At 73.3% G+C, this 17,915-nt stretch carries 12 protein-coding genes; 4 read left to right on the top strand and 8 right to left on the bottom strand.

Annotated features, from left to right (window positions below; genetic code table 11):
- The first annotated feature begins 4 nt into the window (after positions 1-4).
- Positions 5-1,798 (top strand): sensor histidine kinase, encoded by a 1,794-nt coding sequence (locus tag QQZ14_RS14610; protein ID WP_284535067.1) that lies wholly within the window; start codon positions 5-7, stop codon positions 1,796-1,798.
- A 9-nt stretch (positions 1,799-1,807) separates the two neighbouring features.
- Here the strand turns inward: QQZ14_RS14610 and QQZ14_RS14605 are convergent, their stop codons facing one another.
- Complete coding sequence (locus tag QQZ14_RS14605) at positions 1,808-2,485, bottom strand: LmeA family phospholipid-binding protein (protein WP_284535066.1); 678 nt, start codon at positions 2,483-2,485, stop codon at positions 1,808-1,810.
- 160 nt (positions 2,486-2,645) lie between these two features.
- Here QQZ14_RS14605 and QQZ14_RS14600 point away from each other — a divergent pair, with 160 nt between their 5' ends.
- Entirely contained in the window at positions 2,646-3,377 is a 732-nt protein-coding gene (locus QQZ14_RS14600; RefSeq protein WP_284535065.1) for a response regulator transcription factor, read from the top strand.
- A gap of 15 nt (positions 3,378-3,392) precedes the next feature.
- Positions 3,393-7,049 carry an MMPL family transporter gene (locus QQZ14_RS14595; protein WP_284535064.1) on the top strand — a complete coding sequence of 1,219 codons (3,657 nt, stop codon included), beginning with the start codon at positions 3,393-3,395 and terminating at the stop codon, positions 7,047-7,049.
- Here the strand turns inward: QQZ14_RS14595 and QQZ14_RS14590 are convergent.
- Positions 6,981-8,318: a dipeptidase gene (locus QQZ14_RS14590; protein WP_284535063.1), complete on the bottom strand. Its 1,338-nt coding sequence runs from the start codon at positions 8,316-8,318 to the stop codon at positions 6,981-6,983. The genes QQZ14_RS14595 and QQZ14_RS14590 overlap by 69 nt on opposite strands.
- Before the next feature lie 93 nt (positions 8,319-8,411).
- Positions 8,412-8,852: a DUF6916 family protein gene (locus QQZ14_RS14585; protein WP_284535062.1), complete on the bottom strand. Its 441-nt coding sequence runs from the start codon at positions 8,850-8,852 to the stop codon at positions 8,412-8,414.
- A gap of 44 nt (positions 8,853-8,896) precedes the next feature.
- Between QQZ14_RS14585 and QQZ14_RS14580 the strand changes: the two genes are divergently transcribed.
- The gene (locus QQZ14_RS14580) at positions 8,897-9,214 is read left to right on the top strand and encodes a DUF6916 family protein (protein ID WP_284535061.1); all 318 of its coding nucleotides are present in this window, start codon (positions 8,897-8,899) and stop codon (positions 9,212-9,214) included.
- A gap of 20 nt (positions 9,215-9,234) precedes the next feature.
- On the opposite strand, the gene QQZ14_RS14575 is transcribed toward QQZ14_RS14580, so the two are convergent.
- From QQZ14_RS14575 to QQZ14_RS14555, 5 genes are all read right to left on the bottom strand, one after another.
- Positions 9,235-9,717, bottom strand: coding sequence for a GNAT family N-acetyltransferase (locus QQZ14_RS14575; protein WP_284535060.1), 483 nt, complete (start codon positions 9,715-9,717; stop codon positions 9,235-9,237).
- A 4-nt stretch (positions 9,718-9,721) separates the two neighbouring features.
- The gene (locus QQZ14_RS14570) at positions 9,722-10,243 is read right to left on the bottom strand and encodes a phage tail protein (RefSeq protein WP_284535059.1); all 522 of its coding nucleotides are present in this window, start codon (positions 10,241-10,243) and stop codon (positions 9,722-9,724) included.
- 12 nt (positions 10,244-10,255) lie between these two features.
- Positions 10,256-10,759 carry a phage tail protein gene (locus tag QQZ14_RS14565; protein WP_284535058.1) on the bottom strand — a complete coding sequence of 168 codons (504 nt, stop codon included), beginning with the start codon at positions 10,757-10,759 and terminating at the stop codon, positions 10,256-10,258.
- Positions 10,760-10,891: 132 nt separating this feature from the next.
- Positions 10,892-11,266, bottom strand: a complete 375-nt coding sequence (locus tag QQZ14_RS14560; RefSeq protein ID WP_284535057.1) for a phage tail protein — start codon at positions 11,264-11,266, stop codon at positions 10,892-10,894.
- A 24-nt stretch (positions 11,267-11,290) separates the two neighbouring features.
- Complete coding sequence (locus QQZ14_RS14555) at positions 11,291-17,848, bottom strand: Ig-like domain-containing protein (protein ID WP_284535056.1); 6,558 nt, start codon at positions 17,846-17,848, stop codon at positions 11,291-11,293.
- Positions 17,849-17,915 lie beyond the last annotated feature (67 nt).

Here is a 17,915-nt window from a genome sequence, read left to right as displayed (position 1 = left end):
AAGGATGTCCGAGTCGTTGGGGTCGCCCGACCTCGATCGTCCGGTCCGCGCCTCGCGCTGGTCGGACGCACAGTCCCGCGAGGCCCTCCAGGCGATCGCCGAGGGCGTCGCGGAGGTCGCGGGGTTCGAGCTGGTCGGCGTCAGCGTCGTCCGTGAGGACGGCTACCTGCAGATCATGGTGCTCGTCGGGCCCGAGGAGGCCCGCAAGCTGCTCATCGACAGCCTCGCGCCACTGGCCCCGATGGTCGACCAGCTGGCTCTCGCCGACGACTGGGGCACGCTGAAGTTCATCCCCCACGAGCGGCTGATCCTCGACCTCGACCGGTGGGGCTGGGTGGCCGACCGACCCCGCGACCACGTCGAGCCCGGCAAGTGGCACCCCCAGGACCAGTTGGTCGCGCCGCTCCGGGGCGCCGACGGGACGCTGCTCGGAACGCTCGCGATGGAGCTGCCCCGCGACGGCCTGATCCCCGGGCCGGCGCAGCGCGAGACGCTGGAGTTCTACGCCCGCCAGGCCGCGCGAGCCGTGGTCGCCACCTTGGAGCACGAACGCCTCGCCGAGCAGGTCCGGCTCGCCCGGGCCGCCGCCGACGTGGTCCGGCTCGCGGTCGGCACCCAGTCCCCCGACCGGGTGCTCGCCGAGTGCGGCCGCGCGATCACCGACGGGTTCCGGGCGGAGTCGCTGTGGATCCAGAGGATCGGGCCCGACGGGCGCTGCGACGGCCCGCTGTACGTCGACGGCGGGCCGACCGTCCGGCTGCCCGCCGGCATCCGGGCGCTCGCGTCCGCGCACTCCCGGAGGGCGTGGGAGCGCCAGTGCGTGGCCGTGCTCGCCCCCGAGCGTCCCGTCACCGGGGTGCTCGGGCCCGAGCAGCACGCCGAGGTGATCGAGTTCCTCGCGGGCCTCGAGGTCGAGTCCCTGCTGTTCGTGCCGATGGGCGCGGGGCGCGAGTGCTTCGGCGCGATGGGGCTGACCCGTCGGCGCGGCGGCGCGGAGTGGAGCGAGGAGGAGGCCGCGACCGCGCTGGAGATCGGGCGCGACCTCGGCCGGGCCCTCGCGAACGCCCGCACCCTCGAGCGCGAGCACCAGCTGGTCGACGAGCTCCGCGAGCTCGCCGACTACAAGGAGCGGCTGCTCGCGACCGTCTCCCACGAGATGAAGAACCCGTTGAGCGCCATCCTCGGGTACGTCGAGATCCTCGGCGCCGAGCCCGGCCTCAGCGACACCGCACTCGCCTGCGTCGCCGCGATCGAGCGCGGCGGCGGCCGGCTCGCCCAGGTCGTCGGCGACCTGCTGCTGCTGCACGAGTCCACGGGCATCGAGGCCTCCGCCACGGCCGAGCCGGTCGACCTGGGGCAGGCGGTCACCGAGGTCGTCGACCTCAACGACGCGGTCGCCCGGGCGCGCCGGCAGACCCTGCGCACCGAGCTCCCCGACGTACCGGTGCTGGCCCTGGCCGAGCCGCGGGACGTCGACCACATCGTCACCAACCTGCTCGGCAACGCGCTGAAGTACACCCCGGACGGCGGCACGATCGCGGTGTCGGTCGAGCGCGTCGGCGATCAGGCGGTGCTGTGCTGCACGGACTCCGGCATCGGCATCGCGGAGGAGGAGCAGGCCCGCCTGTTCGACGAGTTCTTCCGCTCCACCGACCCCGCAGCGGTCGCCCAGCCCGGCTCCGGGCTCGGCCTCGCGATCGTCCGCCGGGTCGTCGAGCGCCACCGCGGCCGGATCGAGGTCGAGTCCGCGATCGGCCGGGGCAGCACGTTCCGGGTGTTCCTGCCGGCGGCGGGCTGAGGCTCAGCCTCAACAACGACCGCCGCCGAGGCCGGAGCCGAGCGGCCCCGGCGCGAGGTCGAGGGTGAGCTCGAGGCCGTCGGCCGTTCCCGTGGCGGCCGTGAGCGACAGGCCGGCCGGGGCCGGCACCACCAGCCCGTCGCCGAGCAGAGCCGCCCCACCGCCCATCCGGGCGACCAGCCGGTCGGCCAGGCCCCCGGACAGCTCCCGGTCGCCGACCCGGACCCCGGTCGGGTCGAGCGTGAGCCGGCCGTCGGTCACGCGCGGCCGCGCGACGACCGCGAGCGGCACCAGCCCGGTCTCGACGGTCGCGACCACGTCTCCATCCGCCCCGGACAGCCCGATCCCGGGTCGGTCCAGCCGCTGCTCGACCTGCGACCAGGGCACGGTGACCTCTGCCCGGCCGCCGCCGGTGGACATGCCGTCGCCGGTGCGGCGTACGTCGTGCAGGTCGACGGCGAGGTCACCCTCCAGCTGTGGCGAGAGGTGCGCGTCCGGGGCCGTCACCCGCACGGACGGCACGGTGCCGGTCAACAGCGACAGGGACGCCGGCCAGCCGGACACGTCGACGTCCGCTCCGTCGCTGGCGCCCAGCCGGCAGCCGAGCCGCTCGCCGACCCGGCGCTCGACCCACGAGCCCGCGACGACGTCGCCCACCACGAGGAGCAGGCACAGGGCACCCGCCACCACCAACAGTCTCCGACCCAGGAACCGACGCATGGCCCCCGACGATCGCCCTCGCGCCTGGTGGCCCGGCCCCGCACCGCTGTGCCCGCGCTCCGGGTTGCCCGGCGTCCCGGCGGCCGACCGTCAGCAAACCGTCAGCAACGTCCGGCACGCTGGTCCCATGACCCCCGACGACCGGCGCCGACCACGGTCCCGCGCGCTCACCGTCGACCGGTCGGCCCGTGTGCTCGTGGTCGACGACGAGCCCGCCATCGTCGACCTCGTCGGCCGCACGCTGCGCGTCGCGGGGCTGGAGGTCGCCACCGCCACCCGGGTCTCCGAGGCCGCCGACGTCGCGGCGACGTTCGCGCCCGAGCTCGCCGTCCTCGACGTGATGCTCCCGGACGGCTCGGGGCTCGACCTGTGCCACACCCTGCGGACCACCGACCCGGACATCGGGATCGTGTTCCTCACCGCCCGAGACGGCGTCGACGACCGGCTCAACGGGTTCGCGCTCGGCGGCGACGACTACGTCTCCAAGCCGTTCAGCGTCGCCGAGCTGGTCGCCCGGGTCAACGCCGTGCTGCGCCGCCGGGCTGCCGGGCCGGGTGCGGACCGGCTGGCGGTCGCCGACCTCGAGCTCGACGACCGCGGCCATGAGGTGACCCGCGCCGGGCTCCCGGTCGAGCTGTCCCCGACGGAGTACCGGCTGCTGCGCTATCTGATGCTCAACGCCGGCCAGGTGCTCTCCAAGGAGCAGATCCTCGCGCAGGTCTGGCAGTACGAGTACACCGGCGATGTCGGCGTCGTGGAGAAGTTCGTCAGCCAGCTGCGGCGCAAGGTGGACACCGGCCACGCGCCGCTGATCGGCACCGTGCGTGGCTTCGGCTACGTGCTGCGGGCACCCCGCTGATCGTGGCCGGCTGACGTGGCCCTCCGGACTCGGCTGCTCGCCCTGACCCTGCTGGTGCTCGCGGGCGGGATCCTGGCCGCGGACGTCACGGCGTACGCCGCCCTGCGCTCCCACCTGATGGAGCGCAACGACAAGGTGCTGCACGCCACCGAGCATCGGCTCCGCGCGATCGACGACCCAGAGCCGACCGACCTGGAGCTGCTCGAGCGGCTCGCCCCGCGCAACCTGTTCGTGGCGCTGCTGGACGATGACGGCCGGCTGGTCGCGACCACCACCCCGACCGGCGTCGCCGGCGCGTCGCGGTCGTGGACGGCCGAGGAGCTGACGGCGTTGCCTGACGGCGAGCCCCGGACCCTCTCCGGCGGGCCGGGATCCGCGGACGACTACCGGGTGCTGTCGGTGGCGGTGCCCGGCGCGGACCTCCGGGTCGACGTCGGCGACCGGGTCGAGCGGGTGCGGACGGTCGTCGTCGGGCTGCCGCTGGCCGACGACGCGGAGTCGCTGCGCACGCTGCTGCTGGTCGAGGTCGTCTCGGGCGCGGCGGTGCTGCTGCTCGGCGCCGGGGCGGCCCTGCTGCTGCTCCGGGTGGGGCTGCGGCCGCTCGGGCGGATCGCCGCGACCGCCCGGGCGATCGAGCGCGGCGACCACCGCGAGCGGATCCCCGGCGGCGGGTCCCGCACCGAGACGGGCCGGGTGGTCGACGCCCTCAACGCGGCCTTCGAGGCCCGCTCGGCCAGCGAGGAGCGGATCCGCGACTTCGTCGCCGACGCCTCCCACGAGCTGCGCACCCCGCTGACGGCCGTGCACGGCTGGGCCGACCTCCACCTCGAGGGCGGGCTCTCGACTTGGGAGGATGTCGACGGGGCGATGACCTCCATCCGGTCCGAGTCCGAGCGGATGCAGCGCCTGGTGGCGGACCTGCTGTCGCTGGCCCGGCTCGACGCCGGGCAACAGCCGGTGCTCGAGCCGGTCGACCTCGCCGACCTCGCCCGCGAGGTGGTCGCCGAGCTCGCGCCGCTGCACACCGACCACCCCACGAGTCCGCCGACGGACCCGCCGCGCGCGGATCCGGCGTACGTCCGCGGCGACCGGGCGTTGCTGCACCGCTGCCTGCGCAACCTGCTGGTGAACGCCTACCGGCACACGCCGCCCGGGACGACCGTACGGGTGTCGGTGTCCGTCGAGGCGGGCGAGGTCGTGGCGACGGTGGCCGACGACGGCCCGGGGCTCCCGGCCGGCACCGAGGACCGCGCGTTCGACCGCTTCTGGCGTGCCGACGACGGCCGCAGCCGTCAGGGTGGCGAGCACGGCGAGGGCACCGGCCTCGGGCTGGCGATCGCCCGCGAGGTGGCCCGGGCCCACGGCGGCGAGCTGACGCTCGACTCCCGCCCGGGTGCGGGCCTCGCCGTCCACCTGCAGCTGCCCGTGCTGCCGGGGCCCGGTCCTCAGCAGATCGTCAGCGAACCGGCGGGGGACGCACGGCAGACCGTCGGTGGTCCGGGCGAGCCGGTTGGTGGGATCGGGGTCGTGCGCCTCCTCTCCTTCCCCGTCTCCCGTCCGTGGACCACCGTCGTGGCCTGGCTGCTCCTGCTGGTGGCGTTGGTGGCCACCGCCCGCCTCGTCGGCGGCTCCTACGACGACGACATCACGCTTCCGGACACCCAGGCGTCCGCCGGCGCCGCGCTGCTCGGCGACCGCGACGAGTCGCAGGGCCGCGCCAGCCAGCTGGTGCTGCACGTCGACGACGGCACCCTCGCCGCGCATCGGCCCGCGGTCGAGGCCGCGCTCGCCGACCTGGACCTCGTCGACCACGTGGTCGAGGTCGACGACCCGCTCGCCGGCACCGGGCCGGTCAGCGCGGACGGCGGCACGGCGATCGCGACCGTGCGCCTGGACGACTCGCCGCGGCAGCTCGGGGCCGGACTGGTCGACGACGTGGACGCGGCGCTGGCGCCGCTGCGGGCCGACGGTGTCGAGGTGGAGTACGCCGGCGTGCTCGGCCAGGAGGCGGGCCGCGACGGTGGCGGCCACCGGACCGCGGAGCTGATCGGCGTCGCGGCCGCGCTGGTCCTGCTGCTGCTGACCTTCGGCTCGGTGCTCGCCGCGCTGGTGCCGCTGGTGACCGCGATGCTCGCCGTCGGCGCCGGGCTGGCGCTGCTGTCGCTGGCGGCGTCGGTCTCGACGTTCGGCACCACCAGCCCGACGCTGGCCACGATGATCGGACTCGGCACCGGGATCGACTACGCGCTGTTCCTCGTCACGCGCGGTCGCCAGCGCCTGCTCGAGGGCGCTCCGCCCGCCGAGGCCGCGGCTGCCGCGCTGCGCGGGAGCGGGCACGCGGTGCTGATCGCCGCGGGCACCGTGGCGGTCGCCCTGCTCGGGCTCTACGCCTCCGGGATCACGTTCGTCGGCCGGCTCGGCCTGGCCGCGACGTTCACGGTCGCCACCGCTGCCCTCGCCGCGGTCACCCTGGTGCCCGCCGTGCTCACGATCACCGGGCGCCGGATCGACCGGCTCGCGGTACGCCGGCCGGTGGCCGAGCCGGCCGCCGACGGTCGCGGGTGGTACCGCTACGCCGGCCTCGTCGCCCGTCAGCCCTGGCCGTTCCTCGCCGGTGGCGTGCTGCTGCTCGCGGTGCTCGCGGTCCCCGTGCTCGACCTGCGTCTGGGCCACGTCGACGCCGGCGCCGATCCCGCGGGCACCACCACGCGGGCCGCCTACGACCTCGTGGCCGAGGAGTTCGGACCCGGCAGCAACGGCACGTTCACCATCGTGGCCCAGGGCGCCGACGACGCGGAGCTGGAGGGCCTGCGAGAGACCGTCTCTGCCGACGACGGGGTGGCGTCGGTGACACCGTTCGCGGCGACCAGCGACCCCGGCGTGCAGGTCGCGACCGTGACGCCGACGACGGCGCCGATGGACCAGGAGACCCGCGCCCTGCACGAGCGGCTCGCCGACGACCTCGCTCGGTCCGGGTCCGAGGCCTACCTCACCGGCCAGACGGCGGGGCAGATCGAGTTCGGCGACCGGGTGATCTCCCGGCTCCCGCTGATCATCGGGGTGGTCGTGGCCGCGTCGTTCGTGCTGCTGCTGGTGTCGTTCCGCAGCCTGGTCCTGGCAGCCAAGGCCGCGGCGCTGAACCTGCTGTCGATCGGGGCGGCGTACGGCGTCGTCGTCGCGGTCTTCCAGTGGGGCTGGGGCGCCGGGCTGATCGGGCTCGACGAGAGCGTGCCGGTCGAGTCGTTCGTGCCGATGATGATGTTCGCGATCGTATTCGGCCTGTCGATGGACTACGAGGTGTTCCTGCTGTCGCGGGTCCGCGAGGCGTGGCTGCGCACCGGCGACACCACCGCCAGTGTCGCCGAGGGGCTGGCCAGCACGGCCCGGGTGATCTCGTGCGCGGCGATGGTGATGGTGAGCGTGTTCCTCGCGTTCGCCACCAACGACGACGTGGTGATCAAGATGCTCGCGATCGGCCTCGCCGTCAGCGTCGCCGTCGACGCGACCGTCGTCCGCCTGGTGCTGGTGCCCGCCGCGATGGCCGTGCTGGGCCGCGCGAACTGGTGGGCGCCGCGCTGGCTGGACCGGCTGCTGCCGGGCCGGTCAGCCGCCGAGCTTGCCGAGCAGCAGCGCCTCGGCGAGCACGACGCGCTCGAACTCCGCGAGGTGTAGCCCCTCGTTGGCCCCGTGCGCGCGGGTGTCGGGGTCCTCGACCCCGGTCACCAGCACGCTGGCCTCGGGGAACGCCTCGAGGAACTCGGCGATGAACGGGATCGACCCGCCCACTCCCATATCGACCGGGGCGGTGCCGTCCCAGGCCTCGGTGAACGCGGCGCGCGCGGCGTCGTACGCCGGTCCGGTCGCGTCGATCCGGGTGGCCTCGCCGGTGTCGACGACCGTGTGGGAGAACGTCGCACCCCACGGGACGTGCGCCTCGAGGTGGCGCACCAGGCAGGCGAGCGCGTTCGTGGTCGTGTCGCCGGGGGCGGTGCGCATCGAGATGCGGGCCCGGGCCGCGGGGACCAGGGTGTTGCTGGCGCCGGCGACCTTGGGCGCGTCCAGACCGGTGATGCTCAGCGACGGCTTGGTCCACAGCCGCTCGACGCTCGAGCCGCTGCCGATCCAGTGCAGGCCCGGGGCCGCTCCGGACTCGGCGCGCAGCCGCTCCTCGGGGTAGTCGACGTCGGCCGCCGGGCCGGCGTACAGCCCCTCGACCGCGACGTTGCCCTCGTCGTCGTGGAGGGTGGCGATCAGCCGCGACAGCGCCATCAGCGCGTCGGGGACCAGCCCGCCCCACATGCCGGAGTGCACGGCGTGGGTCAGCGTGCGGACCTCGATGTCGACGCGGACCAGCCCGCGCAGGCTCGTGGTGAGGGCGGGCACGCCGATGTCCCAGTTGCCGGAGTCGGCGATCACGATCACGTCGGCGCGCAGCCGGTCGTGGTGCTCCGTCAGGAGCGCGGGCAGCGTCTCGGAGCCGACCTCCTCCTCGCCCTCGATGAACATCGTGACGCTCACCGGGAGGTCGTCGCCGTACACGCGCAGCGCGCCGAGGTGGGCGGCGATGCCAGCCTTGTCGTCGGCCGCGCCGCGGGCGTAGAGCCGGCCGTCGCGCTCGGTGGGCTCGAACGGCGGGGAGTCCCAGTCGGCGGGGTCGTTCTCGGGCTGCACGTCGTGGTGGGCGTAGAGCAGCACGGTCGGCGCGCCCTTGGGGCCGGCCTTGTGCGCGATCACCGCGGGGGCGCCGCCGTCGGCGCTGACGATGTCGACCTGCTCGAAGCGCTCGGCGCGGAACAGCTCGGCGACCGCCTCGGCGGAGCGCTGCACCTCGCCCGCCCGCTCCGGGTCTGCGCTGACCGACTCGATCCGCACCAGGTCCTCGAGGTCCTGGCGGATCCCGGGCAGGACGGCGTGGACGCGGGTACGGAGGTCGTCGGTCATGGCTCTGAATCTATCCAGTGCGGTAGTCCCTGACGATCGGGCCCCTTGGGAGCGTTCCCACAGGGCCCGAACGTCAGGGAGTACCGCCCACTGCTACCGGGTGTTGACGATCGCCTGGTAGGACCGCCGGTCGTTGTCGCTGGGGACGAGGAAGAGCGTGGTGGCCGGGAAGCCGGTACGGCGGACCAGGAAGGTGCCCTGGCTCGGGCCTGGCGTCCTCAAGGTGAACGTGAGCGTGAAGCAGCGGTCGTCGTCGGGCTGCCCGGGCGACAGGTCGCCCACGTCGGTGAGCCGCATCGACCACCGGCGGGCCGGCTCGACCACCGTGAACCCGGCACCCAGGAGCGGGGAGAACCGGGAGCGCCGGTAGAGCTGGCGGCCGCTGGTGGACCGGCCGGGGAGGGCCGCGCCCGGGGTCGCCGAGCCGCTCGCGGCGGCGGCCGGCGCGGCCGTGACGAGCGGCGCGACCACGGGCGCGGCGGCCGCGGCCAGGGCGCCGGCGCGGAGGAGGGCACGGCGTGAGGTCTCGGTCATGGAGCGCTCCCTTCGTGGAGGACGGCTGGCCATAGCATCGGATCGTGACGGGAATCCAGTGGCTCACCTGCGACCAGTTCGCCCCGCTCGTGGGCGAGGAGTTCCAGGTCGGTGTGGCAGGTGGCTCCCGGACCGTCTCGATGGTCCTCACGGAGGCGACCGAGGGCAGTGAGCCCGGCGGCACCGGCCCGGACGGCCAGAGCCGACGGCAGTTCTCGCTGGTCTTCCGAGGTCCAGGCGAGCCGGCGCTCCCGCAGGGCACCTACGTGGTCGGTCATCCGGGTCTGGGCCGGTTCGAGCTGTTCCTGGTGCCGATCGCGCGCGACGCCGACGCGCTGCAGTACGAGGCCGCGTTCGCCTGATCGGGCCTGGAGGAGGCTGGTCACGACGCGGTCCACTCCATCCGCCGGTAGAGCCCGCTCTCGCCTGCGACGACGAACCCCAGCCGCGTGTAGAGCCGCGCGGCGGGGTTGTGGACCTCGACGTGGATGCTGAGCACCCGCCCCGACGCGGCCGCCTCGTCCTGCAGCAGCCCGATCAGATGCGTCCCGGTGCCGGTGCCACGGAACGCGGGCAGCAGGGCGATGTCGACGATCCTGACCTCCGCGGGCCGGCGGTCGACGTAGAGCCGGCCGGCCGCCTCACCGCCGACCTCGATCACGTCGAAGGCGCCGTGGGGGTTATGCGTGCGGTACGCCGTGTCCTGGGCGTCGAACTGCATCCGCACGAACCAGTCCCGCTGACCGGGCTCCCACGTGACCTGATCGAGCTCCTCGGCGCGGGTCGACGCATAGAGGCCGACCAGGAACTCCCGGTCGTCCTCGGTGACCGGCCGGAGGGTCACGGCGTGGGTGGTCGTCGCCATCGTCCTAGCCCCTCGGCGGGAACACGCCCTGCAGGGCGATGTTGAAGTAGAAGGTCAGGTAGGGCTGCATGTTGTTGTGCGGCTGGTCGCCGCCGGCGGGGGCCAGCGCTTCCGGCGCCATCGGCACCAGGCTCGCGGGCGCATCGAGGTAGGCGGTCTGGTTCGCCCGGCCCAGCACCCGGTCGGGCGCCGGTGACTGGAGGTTCGCGGGGCCACCGCTCCCGCTGACCGGGTGGGCGTGGCTCGGGATCTCCGACTCCAGGAGCGTCACGGTCTCGGTGCCGCCGGTCTCGCCGAGGTCGTGCAGGCTCAGGCCGGGGCCCTGCCCGGGGTGCATCGCGGCGCGGCCCTGCAGGTCGGGGAGGGCGAAGTTCGACTTGCCGTTGCCGCCGTACGTCGTCCCGAGCAGTGAGAACAGCGCGGTGTTCTGCGACAGGGGCAGCAGCTGCCCGTCGCACCACGCCCAGCCCTTGGGGGCGAAGTTGAACGGGAAGATCCGGATCTCCGCAACGAACGGGTCAGCCATCTGGGTGTCCTCTCAGGTCGGTGACGGGAAGAGCCCGAAGAGCGAGATGATGTAGTCGACACACAGGTAGGGCTGCATGTTCGTGTGCGGCTGGGAGCCGCCGGTCGCACCGACCGACTGGTAGGACAACGCGGCCGACGCCGGCCCCAGACGGTAGGCGTTCGAGGATCCGGACGCGGCCAGCACGTGGCCTTGGGGGCTGGCCGCGCTGCCGATCGCCGTCGAGGCGAGGAGCGGGTGAGCGTGCGCCGGGATCTGCTGCACGGTCAGCGTCACCTCCTCGACGCCACCCGTCTCGGCGAGGATGAACCCGTTGCCCTGGTGGATCGGGATCCGGCCGCGCAGGTCGGGCAGCGCGAACGTCTCCTGGCCGTCGCCGCCGTACGTCGTGCCGATCAGGTTGAAGAGCGTGTCGTTCTCGGAGATCGGCACGAGCTGACCGTCGCAGAACGCCCAGCCGGCGGGCGCGAAGTTGCCGGCGAACATGCGGATCTCGCCGATGAAGGGCTGTGCCATCCGTCCTCCTTCAGGTCTGGCTCGGGAAGATGCCCACGAGGGCGATGCAGAAGGTCAGCGCCAGGAACGGCTGCATGTTCAGGTGCGCCTGGGACCCACCGACGCTGCTGCTCGAGGACGGATCCAGCGCGGTCAGCTGGTCGGGGGGGCCGTACAGCTGGCTGGACCGGCGACCACGTTGTCGGTCGGAAGCACCGTGTCCGCGTTGGCCGTCGACCCGTGGAGCGGGTGGGTGTGGGTGGGCAGCTCCGCGATCGAGAGCGTGTGCGCCTGCTCGCCGCCACGGTCACCGAGGACGTGCCAGCTGCCGACGTGGATCGGCACCCTGCCCTGCAGGTTGGGCAGCCCGAAGTTCACGCGGCCGTCACCGCCGTACGTGGTGCCGAGCAGGCTGAACAGCCCCTGGTTCTGGTTGATCGGCAGCAGCTGTCCGTTGCACATCGCCCAGTCCTTCGGGGCGAAGTTGACGGACATGATCCGGATCTCGCCCAAGTACGGCTCAGCCACGGGATCCTCCTCTCCTGATGGTTCTCACGGCGTCCCCGACGTCAGCGTGCACGCGGGGGCGGTGGTCGCCGTCGGGCCGCTGCTGAACGTCTCGACGGTCAGCGCCCCGCTCGACGGGTTGCGGGTGCGCAGGAACGCAGCCAGGCTGGCCACCGAGGTGTCGTTGAAGCCGGCGAACCGCAGGCTGCTCCCGGTGTAGCGGTCCAACGCGAGGTCCGAGACGCCGTTCTGGCCGATGCCGGCGAACGTGTTGCCCTGCAGGTCGGCGCACACGTTGCTGGTGTCGCCGGCGGCGCCGCCCGCAAACACGTACATCCCCTCGAACTGGTTGATCCCGGCGTCGGGGTTGCTGAACGTGTTGCCGGTGACCGTGAAGTCCGCGGTCCCGGTGCCGTCGTTGTGGGAGAGCTCCAGCAGGCGGCCGCCGGTGTTCTGGACGACGTTGTCACGGATCTCCATCCGGGTCGCGCCGTCGCCGTGCGCCCAGCCCCAGATGCCGGTTCCGCTGTCCGTCAGCGGGTCCAGGGCACCGGGCTGTGCGTCGTTGATCGTGTTGCCGACGACCTTGACGTCGAGGCTTCCGCTCACCGTCTGCCCGGCGCCGGAGTTCACGATGATCTCCGCTCCCGCGCCGGACTTGATGGTGTTGTTGCTGATCGTGACCTTGCCGACCGAGCCGCCGTCGGTGTTGATCGACAGCTGCGGACGCCCCGGCACCGCCGTGGGGCTGCCGCCCGAGACGGCGTTGCCGGTGAACAGCAGCGTCTGCTGGGCGCTGTTCGACGCGTCGGTCGCCATCGCGAACCCGGGGTCGGCGTTGGCCGAGAACGTGCTGTTGCTGACGGTCGCGTTGAGCACCGAGGTGCCACCGCCGCGCAGCCGCAGGCCGGCGTTGTACTTCGACCCGGTGAACGTCGAGGAGGTCACGGTCAGGGAGATGGTCCCGGCGGTGAGGTTCTCGATGTGCGCGTTGGAGTCGTCGGAGCCCGAGACCGTCGTCCGCAGGATCTGCACCGCGCCCGTGACGTTGCTCAGGTCGAGTCCGCGCTCCTCGGCACCGCCAGCGTGGCTGTTGCCGTTGCCGGTCACCACGCTGTCGGCCAGCGTGAGGCCGACGACCGTGGCGGCCCGGACGCCGTCGTCGCCGCCGCCGTTGACGCTCATCCGCGTGAGGCTGACGCCGCCCGGCACGTTCGCCAGCGCGATACCGGCTCCGGTGGAGGACTGGATCGCCCCGCCGGTGCAGGACCCCGGTGAGCTGCACGATCCTCCGTTGCCGGTGACGACCAGCGCGCCGGACGGGTTCGCGGTGTTGCTCAGCGTGACTCCGCTCGGTGCACCGTTCGACGAGATCCGCTCGAACGTCAGGTCGTCGGCGTGGATCGTCGTGTTCTGGACCGTCAGCGCGACACCGGTGGTCGTCTGGAGCGTGTTGCTCGGCGCGCCAGCGGGGTCGGTCACGGCGACGGTGCCGCCTCCGGTCGCGGTGAGCGCCGGGTTGGGGCCCGTGGCGAGGGTGAGACCGCCGTCGAACCGGAGCGTCGCACCCGGGTTGGCGGCCAGCAGGATGCCCGACCCGTCGCCGTCGCCGCCGTCGGTGATGGCGCCGTTGAAGTCCTTCACGCCGCCGGTCGTGTTCTGCACCCGGACCGGCTGGCCGACGTCGTCAGTGATCGTGCCGTCGTAGGTGACCGCACCGCTGCCCCCGTCGAGGTCGAACCCGACCGCGGCCGCGTTGGTCACGGCGCTTCCCGCGCCGGCGGTGAACGTGCCGGACCCGAGGCCGACGAGGTTGACACCGTCGCCCGGGCTGTTGGTGGAGGTGACGGTGTCGAAGGCGAGCACGGCACCGGGGGTGCCGGTCACGTCGACGGCGGGGCCGCCGGTCGCGCCCACGTTCGCCGTCCCGGCGGCAGACACGGCGACGGTGCCGGCGTTGGTGAGCACGAACGCGCCCCCCGGGCCCGCGGTCGTCGCCAGGGCGAGGTTCGAGAACGTCGTGGTGCCGGTCGTGTTGACCATCGACACCCCTCCGCTCCCGGATCCGGTCACCGTGATGTCGTCGAACACGCTGGCCGCACCGAGTGCGGTGGCGTTCGCCTCGAGGGCCTTGGCGCCCTTGGTCGTCAGCGAGATCGTGCCGCCGGTCGCGAACCGCACGGTCCCGGCGTTGTTGAGCCGCACCCCGACGGAGCCGGCGGTCGGGCCGGCGGCGGCCGCGTTGTCCACGGTCAGGTCGGAGACGTCGAAGGTCCCGCTGGTGCCGTCGAGCTCGAGCCCCGGCTGGGTGCCGGCGACGCCCGTGTCGACGACCCGGACGTCGGCGATGGTGCCGCTCGCGTCGCCCACGCCGCCGGCGATGCCGCCGCCGGTGCCCGACGGGTCGATCGCCAGGCCGCGCACGGTGTTGCCGGCCGCGAGCGCGACGACGTCGGCGTTGGAGTCCGTGATCGTGGGACGTGCGCCGGGGACGCCGGTCCACAGCGTGTCGGAGCCGACCTGCAGGTCCGCGGCCTCGCCCACGAGGCTCTGGTCGGCCTTGAGGTCGATGCCGGCGGCGTAGCCGGTGGTGGTGCCGTCGCCGCCGAACACGAAGATCGTGTCCCCGGCCAGCGACGAGCTCTGGGCCTGGGCGAGGGTGTCGAACGGCGCGGCGGACGTGCCCGCGCTGCCGGCCGCGGCGTTGTCGACATACCAGACGCAGCCGGCGATCGCGATCGTCACGCGGCCGGTGTCGGTCGCCGCGGTCGGGGTCGCGAGGTCGGTGATGGTGTAGTCGAAGAAGTCGGACGTGTCCGTGCAGCTGGAGCCCGCTGCCGGCGTGTAGGTGAAGTCGCCGTCGGACTGCAGCACGACCGTGCCGCCGTCGTTCGTCGTGATCGTGCCGGGCACCACCTCGAGCGGCCCCGGTCCGTCGACGTCGGTGGCGCCGGCGAGCAGATCACCGGTGATCGACTTGTGCGGCCGGGTGTTCGTGGGAGCGCCGTCGGTCGGGTCGTCGACGACCAGCTGGGTGTTGCCGATCGCGCTGCTGGCACCGCTGAAGGTCTCGTCGCCGGCGACGGGAGCATCGTTCACACAGGTGACCGCCATCGCGACGGTGGCGATAGCCCCGCCGTTGAGGGTGTAGGTGAACGTGTCGTCGGTCCCGGCCCCGGAGTTGCAGTAGTTCGCGTCAGGGGCGTAGGTGAGGCCGGTCCTGGCGGCATCGACCGTGACCGTGCCGTGGGCGGGCTGGTCCACCGCTTCGATGGTCATCGGTCCGCCGTCGACGTCGGTGTCGTTGCCGAGCACGGCCAGCGTGGTGGCCGAGGCGTCCTCGAGCACGGTGGCCGCGTCGTCGACCGCGGTGGGGGCGTCGTCGACCGCGATCACGTCGAGCTCGATGGTGCCGGACGCCGTACCGACGCCGGCGCTGACCGAGAAGGTCACCGTGCGCGCGAGGGTGGACGGGTCCTCCGAGGTGTTCGCGTACGTCACCGCTCGCAACGCCGCGGCGTACTGGGCAGCGGTCCCGTCGCCCGTGAGCACGATGGCGTGCGCCGAGCTCGCGCCCTCGGTGATCGCGTCTCCGAGGTCGTTGTCGGTCCAGTCGAGGACGTCGCCGGCCGCGGCGTTGGCGGTCAGCTCCACCGAGCCGCCGGTCAGTGTCACGCCGTCGGGGTTCGCGATGGACGCCCCCGCGTCCACGACGATCGGCGCACCGTTCTCGGTGTACGTCGTCGGGCCGGCCGACGTCGCCAGGGTCGGGGATTCGGCGACACAGGTCACCGTGACGCTGACGGTGGCCGTGGACCCGCCGTCGAGCGTGTAGTCGAAGGTGTCGTCCGGCCCGACCGCGGAGTTGCAGTAGTCGGGGTCGGGCACGTACGTCAGCCCGGAGCCGAGGGCCGTGATCACCACGGTCCCGTTCGCCGGCTGGGTGACCGACGCGACCGAGATCGGTCCACCGTCGACGTCCGTGTCGTTGCCCAGCACGTCGACCACGGTCACCGGGTCGTCCTCGGTCACCGTGACCGCGTCGTCTACCGCCACCGGGGCATCGTCGACGCACGTCACGGTCATCGAGACGGTGGCCGTGGAGCCGCCGTTGAGGGTGTAGTCGAAGGTGTCGTCCGGCAGCGCCATGGGGTCATTGCAGTAGTTCGCCCGCGGCCGGTAGGTCAGGCCGGTGCCGCCGCCCGTGATCGCCACGGTTCCGTCGACCGGCTGGGTCACCGACACGATCTCCTTCGGACCACCGTCGACGTCAGTGTCGTTGCCCAGCACGTCGACCGCGGTCGCCGCGTCGTCCTCGGCCACGGTCGCGGAGTCGTCCCCGGCCACCGGTGCGGCGTCACAGGTCACGGTCATGGAGACCGTGGCGACCGAGCCGCCGTTCAACGTGTAGGTGAACGCGTCGAGCACCAGCCCGGGCGGGTTGTTGCAGTAGCCCGCATCCGGCTCGTAGGTCAGGCCCGTGCCACCGTTGGCGATCACCACCGTGCCGTGGGAGCCCTGGGTCACCGACGCCACCGACTTGGTGCCTGCGTCGATGTCGGTGTCGTTGGCCAGCACATTGACCGCCGTCGCGCTGGAGCCCTGCAGCACGGTCGCCGCGTCGTCGACGGCGACCGGTACGTCGTCCACGCACGTGACCGTCATCGACACCGTGGCCGTCGAGCCGCCGTCGAGCGTGTACGTGAAGGTGTCGTCCGGCCCTGACAGGGAGTTGCAGTAGTTCGAGTCGGGCCGGTAGGTCAGCCCGGTCCGGTCGGCGGAGAGGGCGACGGTGCCGTGGGCGGGCACGGTGAGCGGGCCGATGAGCATGGGACCGGCATCGACGTCGGTGTCGTTGCCCAGCACGTCGATGCCGGTCGCCGGGTCGTCCTCGCTCACCGTCGCGGAGTCGTCGACCGCCACCGGGGCGTCGTCGACGCACGTCACCGTCACGGTCACAGTGGCGGTGGAACCGCCGTTCAGGGTGTAGGTGAAGCTGTCGTCGGGAGCCGCGCCCGGATCGTTGCAGTAGTCCGCGGCCGGCCGGTAGGTCAGCCCGGCGCCACCACCGGTGATCGCCACCGTGCCGTGCCCGGCCTGCGTCACCGACGCCACCAGCATCGGACCACCGTCGACGTCGGTGTCGTTGCCCAGCACGTCGATGCCGGTCGCCGGGTCGTCCTCGGTCACCGTCGCGGAGTCGTCCACGGCGGCCGGGGCGTCGTCCACGCACGTCACCCGCACCGAGACTGTCGCGGTCGACCCACCGTCGACGGTGTAGGTGAACGTGTCGTCGGGGTCGGCGCCCGGATCGTTGCAGTAGCCCGCCGCCGGCGCGTAGGTCAGCCCGGTGCCCCCACCGGTGATCACCACCGTCCCGTGGAACGGCTGGGTCACCGAGGCGATCAGGATCGCGTCACCGTCGGCATCGGTGTCGTTGGCGAGCACGGGGATCGGCGGTGCACCAGCGCCCTCCGTCACAGTCGCGGTGTCGTCGTTGGCCGCCGCCGGGTCGGGGGTGCACCCGATGTCGACCGTGACCTGTCCGCTGGCGGTGCCGTCACGCCCGTCGGACACGACGTACGAGAACGAGCCGGCCGCCGGTCCGCAGAGATTCGGCTCGGGGGTGAACCGGACGGTCGCACCGAGGACTGCCACCGTGCCCCCGGTCGCCGCCGACACGGCGGTCACGTTGAGCGGGTCGCCGTCCGCGTCGGTGTCGTTGGCCGCCGGACCGCCGGCATCCGCGGCCGGGAGGTCGAGCGGAGTGTCCTCGGGAGTCGAGAAGCGGTCGTCGACCGCGACCGGGGCGGCGTTCTCGCCCACGTCGATGACGTGGATCGTCAGTGCCTGCTCGCGCTTCGCACCCTCGGCATCGGTCGCGCGCACCCGGACCGAGAGCACCGGGTCGGCCTCGAAGTCGAGCTCGGCGACGGTCAGCAGCCGGTCGCCGTCGACGGTGAAGGAGCCGTTGTCGTCCGCGCCCTCGCCCCCGACCAGCCGGAACGTGTGGCGGTCGCCCCGGTCGGGGTCCGTGGCCGAGAGCAGGCCGACGACGGTCCCGGCCGGCTCGTTCTCCGCCACGGTGTCCGGGCTCAGTACGACGGCGGTCGGCCGGTCGTTCTGCGTGATCCGCTCACAGCCGCGGGCCACCACGTCGCGCGTGTCCGCGACCGCCCGGTCCGCTCCCCCGGGGCCGCAGACGAGCCGGTCGCGGAAGCGGGCGGCGTCGCGCCCGAGGAGGGTGTCGTTGCCGGACCCGCCGGCGAACACGTCGTCACCGGCCCCGCCGGTCAGCCGGTCGTCGCCGCCCTCACCTCTCAGCGTGTCGTCGCCGGCACCGCCGTCGAGGTCGTCGTCGCCGGAGCCCCCGACAAGGATGTCGTCCCCGGCCCCGCCGATGAGGGTGTCGTCGCCGCCCCGGCCCACGAGCCGGTCGTCGCCACCGCGCCCGCAGATGACGTCAGCGCCCGGGCCACCGACCAGGACGTCCGGGCCGGAGGTGCCCACGATCGTGCACCCATCGGCGCGACGCTCGGGCACCGCGCCCGCAGCGAGCGGCGCCGGACCGAGCGCGACCACCACGGCTGCGACAAGCGGCACGGACCAGAACCGGCGACCCCGCGACGACCGCACCGGCACGCGCAACGACACGTCTTGCTCCCTCTTG

Source organism: Nocardioides sp. T2.26MG-1 (genome assembly GCF_950101795.1).
Classification (GTDB): domain Bacteria; phylum Actinomycetota; class Actinomycetes; order Propionibacteriales; family Nocardioidaceae; genus Nocardioides.
Note: the sequence above shows the minus strand (reverse complement) of the source record. Positions and strands in the feature narration are given on the sequence as shown.